Raw genomic sequence first — 6,122 nt, 5'->3', positions numbered from 1 at the left:
GCCGGCCACCTCAAGCTTGGTCGACAAGCTTGCAATGCATTAGATTTGAACCGGGCCACCTAACGGGGGCAGACCAACACCAGCCCAAAAGCGTCCCAACGCTTGTAGACGCAAGATCTGAGCAGCCGCGTCTACCAAACCGCGCGCACGCGTGTAACGCCTGTATAGCCGCCCGTGGATCGCTCCTCATACCTGGAGAGATGACGACCTCATCGTGTGCAAAGCTCAGACCAGACGCGAAATGATCACAACGCCTGCGAGTCCGCTCCGACCACGCGGTTCTCTTCAAAAACTCCGGAAATCAGTTTTTCTGTACTCTCAGCCCAACTCAATATGAGCATGCCCTCTGGGCGAACTGCGACGTTGGCCTCCAACGATTTTATCCAATCCCCAAGCTCTTTGACGAGAAACCGCCCCGATTCATCGAAATAGGTCGCATAACGACCGGCCACTTCCCGAAAAACCGGAATGCTCCGCGCGAAGATCGGAACGCCGCGCTTGGCCGCCTCAATCAATGGCAAGCCATATCCCTCAGCGTAAGACGCCGCTATCAGACCATCTGCCTGAGCATAAAAATGCTCAAGCTTGGCATCATCGACATCCGAGAACCAGAACAGTTGCTTACCGATGAGGTGATGACCCTCAATCACAGAGATGAGTTCATCAGCGAGCCATCCTCTTCGTCCCACAATAACGAGACTCGTGTTGGCTCCTTGCTTCCAGAGTTTGTCAAAGGCATCGATGATGTCTCGATGCCCTTTGCGAGGTTCCAGCGTTCCCACCATTACTACAAAAGGCTTGTCCGTCAGCCCAAACTGCGCGAGTTCCGTCCGATTCACGTCAACTTCGCTAGAATCCGACACAACAACGTCGCTTCCTAGATGGAACCAGTTAACATTGAGGTCACGCTCATGTGGGCAAGACGCGGAGCCGACATAAGCGGTAAATTCCTGTGCAACGGAATGCGAGATGCACATGACGCCGTCAGCACACTCAGCAACCGCGTCAAGCCACGCCGAGAAATTCTCAGCGGCACCTGATGAGAAAAATTCCGGGTGTAGCACGGGTAGCAGATCGTAGATGACGAAGTGGATACGCACACCGCGGGCTCTCCACCTTGAATACATACCGTTGAAGGCCATTCTCGGCACAAGAATCGGAGCAAGGTCGAGCCCTAGAAACGTATCCCCGTTTGCCGGCTCGATGACCTCATCAGCCCATAAATCATCGGCATGTCCAATGAACTCCGTCGTAAAACGCCTCGCGGAACGATAAACGAAGCCATCCTCGTCAACATGTCCGTAGACTGGTTCAACATACAGTCCCGCGGGAGGATCTCGGAGGAGTTCAAAAAGAATAGACTTAACAACCCGCTGAATGCCTGATTGCCAGTCACGCGTCACGAGTTCGGAGACGTCGACGAAAAGCTTATGCTGTCTTCCAATAGGAAGGTTGCGATCCAGACAACTACACGCGTGAGCAATATCCTCCGCACCCGCAAGGTGAAAATGCGGGTCCAGCTTCATCATTTGCAGAACAGCCTCGTAGCGGGAACCCGGACTGGACGCGTGAAATGCCTCGATAGCCTGCGCGTATAAATCGCCAATTTTGTGGGGAGCGTGCACCTCACGGACCAACGCCAAAGCGTTCTGGGAGAGCTTTTCACGCGCGGCCGGATGGTCGAGCAAATGTTCAAAGGCTGAGGCAATCTCGAGAGCGCTCGGACATTCGGCCAGTTTGATGACGGCACCATCGTCGAGTTCCGCCATCGGGCCGTGCGCGTTCACGATCGTCGGGATTCCGTACGCCAAACAATCGAGAGCGGCCGCTGATGTCTCTCCGCGCGTGAACGCCCGAAGCTGAATCGCAACATCCGCGGCGGCTAAATACGACTTATAGATCGATGGCTCAACATAGCCGGTAATAGACACCTGCCGCTCTAAATCATTGTCACTGATAAAGCGCTTGAACTCTTCTGCGTAACTATCGCCTCCGACGCCTCCGACAAAGACAAGCTTTACATCACTCCGACCTGAAGCAACGTATTTGCGAAATCCCTCGAGTAATAAGAGGCTGTTCTTGTTCTTACCAACCGCGCCAAACGAGCAAATCAACAGTTGGCCATCGTCGAGATCGATCTGCTGACGCGCGCCGGACCGATTAGGATGAACGGCAGCCCGCAAAAGCGGTATGTAAGCAAGGGCATCCTCTTCGACGCGTGTTTGCAAAAGATGGTGATAGCTAAAACGTGAGTGTACGATGACACCCTTAGCTGCTTCCACGACTTCCTGATTGATAGGATAGGTCCAAATTGCCGCGTCAGATTTAGACTCAATATGATCGATCAACGCGGAATAGCCATGACTCAGCGCAAGTGCCCTCGTAAAGTGAGCCGTCTTCCTATGATGGTGTTCTCTCCACGCCTGCACGCCACTAAGAAACAAGTCATGCAAGACCACGACGCCGGGATATTGATACAGAAGATCGAACATATAAGTATGGAAATCTGAATTTCCGAAGTGGTATAATATTCTATCAAATTTATGTGCCGATTTTTTGAAATCATCGACGTTGAGGACTGGAAGAGCTGAATCGATCCAGGGATCCGATATGGTCGCCTGATCCGTCACTACTTCTACCTCGTAGTTCCGAACCAGTTCTCGCAGAAGCTCTGCGCTGTAGTCAGCAATTCCCGTTTCTAAAGGTGGGAGAGGTGAAATAAAGGCAAGAAGGGGCTTCCGGACGCCGTTGACGTGAATGTTTGACTTCCTGGGCTGATCTTGTTCGACGGCGCGCTCTATGGCGTCCAGAGCAAGCTCGGCACATGTCTGCCACGAAAACTTTCGTGCTTGTTGCTGACCATGCGCCACCAAGGCGTTGCGGAAGTCGGCACTGCGCAAAGTATCAGAGATTTTTTTTGCTATCGCTTCGATGCTACTTCCATCGAACATTGCGTCCTTAAAGTTTAGGACTTCAATAATGCTGCTATTATTCGCGCCGATTGTAGGCGCGCCGCAAGCCATAGCTTCTAGGATGGGCAGGCCAAAACCCTCGTACAAAGAGGGAAAAACAAACAGATCACAGATATTGTAGAAACTCACTAGATCGCTTTCGCTGATATAGCCGGTAAAAACAACATCGCTGTCCTCCAGCCCTAGCGAGGACGTGAGTTCTTCGAGTCGTGAGCGGTCTGCCTGATGAATCGAGCAGACAATAGCCAACTGATGAGTTGATCTAAGGTCTTCACCCACAAGAGCCCACGACTTGATTAGGCCTTCAATGTTCTTTCGATGGTCAATTCCACCTGTGTACATCACAAATTTGTTGTGGATGCCATGACGCTTCTTGATATCAATTGCAAAAGCTGGATTGATTTCTCGCACTTGAAAAGAAGGGTCAACTGCACACGATATGTTTGTGACACGCCTAGAGGGTAGCGACAAATGATTAAGCGCGTCTCGACGGCTTGATTCCGAAATTGCAAACAACATGTCAGCACGCTTCAGGGACATGAGTTTGTCATAGTACCAATGTTTTACAGCCTCGTTGCTCAGATAAGCTTCGGGCATCATCAATGGAATGAGATCGTAGAGTGTGACTCCTGTTGAGAATGGTTGCGACAAGCGATTAATTGACGTTACGGCATCCTCGCCCAAGCCCTCAAACAAGCTGCTCACATAAACGAAATCGGGCTTGAGATCTGCGAGGAAAGACTCGCGTAAAAGTTCTCCGGTTCGCCGACGCCAGATGTTCTCGGCGGACGCATGCGAGGCTTGTTGAGGAACATCAAAAGTACGGATGTGTGTTGATGGGATGAGATCGCGAAACTCGGCTCGAATTGTATCTGCAGCCGCTGAAAATCGTTCGTTTATCGCGAGCCAAACCTCGTGGCCGCGGGAACGCTGCGCCATGGCCTTGGCGAGCGAAACGGAATACCGCCCAACCCCGCGACGTCCGCTGGCCTCCGTCTGAGCCGCCTGCAAATCGATCAGAATACGCATGCGTCAATCCAGCACAGTGTTTGGTGAGATTTTGGAAAACTGGTTCCAGATCATCGCAGCGCGCGGCGTCATGTGCGCCAGAATTCTTGCGTTCGGGTTCGCCAAGTTTAGTTCGTTGTTGACTTGTGGACTTAATAACTGACGCATTTCGGTGACTTGTTTTTGAAGAAGTTGCAGTTCGGCTGCGGTCTGAGCGCTCCAGTCCTCCGCGCGCCGCTTCTGCCAGCCATGTCGACCTTCGGCGATCCCGCTCCGTAGATAATGGAGGAGAGGATTGATCTCAGCTGCGGCCACGTCCGGGTTTGCCTTAAGGTACCCAGCGGTGCTGAAATAATCGGATGGATCTCTTAGTTCGCGCCAGCCGTGTTCCATATAGTGTTTGCGGAGATCGCCGCCTCCACTCACCACATCGGGATTGTTCTTCGCGTAGTATGCTCGGTCAAATCCCCAGCCGTCAGCATTCCTATTCTTCTTTTTCTTTGACGACCTAAATATGTTTCTCAGCGCCAATGTTGGCCTCCACGGCTTATGAGTGTCCACATTGTTGGAGCTACCATGATGCAATGTCTCTATATTTTCATTATCCTCGGACAATATATGATTTATTGTTTTTATTATCAACTTAATCTGTTTTTCTGCTTTTGTAAAATGTTTCACAGAAAGCTATTAGTTACTCGGAAATCGCGATTAGGTTTATGTGAATTTATGTTCTCTTGCGCGTGTTTCGGCCTGCCCATGTGCCCGAAAGTGCCATGGCCTGCAAGCTTAGCCATACGCCCTCAAGTCGCTGCTCCAGTCGTAAGCGTGGCAGCATTTCGCAGGCTTTTTGAAGGCTGGTCGAGGATCTTCGGCGTGAAGGGCGAGCTGATGCTTGGATCAATCAATTGGGAGTTCGGGACGTCAAGATGGGTCCACGACGCCGCGTTAGCTAAGCCATCGTTTCGGTGACGATGACCCGGCGGCTGCGGTCGCTTTCTCTCGCAAGTGGGGACGCTTCCGAGAGGTTGGAGCGAAGCGCGGTCTTTCATGTCTTCGGGGACCCGCCCTCACAATGGTATCATTGTCAATAATGTCGCCATGACCTCGTCAAGCAGGATGAGGGCCAGAGGCGGCCCCCTCCCCTGACGCTGATCCATAAGGTTCTGCGCTATCGTGTTTTTTGGCCTGTGAGTGCGAACCGCGGCATTCGTTGGTCGATGAAGGCATCCTTCGTCCGGATCGTCACAGGCTGCCTTTCCTCGGACGATGTCTGTTGGGGAGGCGGTTACGACCTACTGTACGTACGAAGATGCATCGGGACCCCGGGCTTCAGGTATCGTAGGCTGCGCCGGCTCCATACATCTGGGCTCGCCTCTCCGTGTATGACGCTAAGGGACTTTGCCTCCGCAGAAGCAACGATGCGGCAATGTCCTGCGCTGGGCACCCGACGAAATCGGGCAGTTCCGCATCCTCCCTGGCCTGTTTCTGGTGCCTATCTACTGAACCATGCAAAATCTGGTTGGAGGACTGTGTCGTGTCCATGGCCTCGTGACCCTGAAGGATCGGCAGATGCATCGTTCTCGTCGCACGCTTGTGGCCGTTAGTGTCCTTCTCATGACGTCGGCAGCGTTGGCTTTTGAGCCCGCGCAGACCGGTCGACAGGCAAATCCGGCCCCGGATGCAACGAACCCTGAGAGAATCATCCCAGGGAAGGACGCCACGGGTGACGCAGCAGACCTCTCCTCGACCACTGAGGGCACAAGCGAGCGACGCCTCAATCGCATGCGTGGGACAAATAATCAGGTTCATGCGGTCGACTACGGCATGAAGTGTGACGGCGTCGCGGACGAAGCTCCCGCCGTTCTGGCAGCCACCAACGTCGCGGTTGGCCTCGGTGGTCGCGATGTTGTCTTTCCTTCAGGCACCTGTCTCCTGAAGTCAGGCCTCATGCCCCCGTCGCGTACACGGTGGGTGTCGCGAGGCGGCACGATTGTCACATTCGATCCGAACATGACGATGGTGGGATCTCTCAAGTCCGCCATTGCCTTTGAGAATGTCAGTGACGTCCTGATCGATGGGATCGTCTTCAAGGGGAACGGTCCAGCCACTCAACCTTGCGGCTCGGCAGGATTCGAAAGCTGC

3 protein-coding genes are annotated in these 6,122 nt (G+C 53.1%); 1 reads left to right on the top strand and 2 read right to left on the bottom strand.

Translation table 11 applies throughout. The annotated features are described in order from the left end of the window. Positions 1 to 245 precede the first annotated feature (245 nt). Both K2Y56_RS16160 and K2Y56_RS16155 read right to left on the bottom strand, forming a co-directional pair. Complete coding sequence (locus K2Y56_RS16160; RefSeq protein ID WP_292509603.1) at positions 246 to 4,001, bottom strand: glycosyltransferase; 3,756 nt, start codon at positions 3,999 to 4,001, stop codon at positions 246 to 248. 3 nt (positions 4,002 to 4,004) lie between these two features. Further along, positions 4,005 to 4,511, bottom strand: a complete 507-nt coding sequence (locus K2Y56_RS16155; RefSeq protein ID WP_292509601.1) for a hypothetical protein — start codon at positions 4,509 to 4,511, stop codon at positions 4,005 to 4,007. A 1,038-nt stretch (positions 4,512 to 5,549) separates the two neighbouring features. On the opposite strand from K2Y56_RS16155, the gene K2Y56_RS16150 reads away from it, so the two are divergent. Further along, positions 5,550 to 6,122 (top strand): hypothetical protein (locus K2Y56_RS16150; RefSeq protein WP_292509598.1); only part of this gene is annotated, 573 nt, incomplete at its 3' end.

The sequence above is a fragment of the Methylobacterium sp. genome (assembly GCF_019745455.1).
GTDB lineage: Bacteria > Pseudomonadota > Alphaproteobacteria > Rhizobiales > Beijerinckiaceae > Methylobacterium.
Note: the sequence above shows the minus strand (reverse complement) of the source record. Positions and strands in the feature narration are given on the sequence as shown.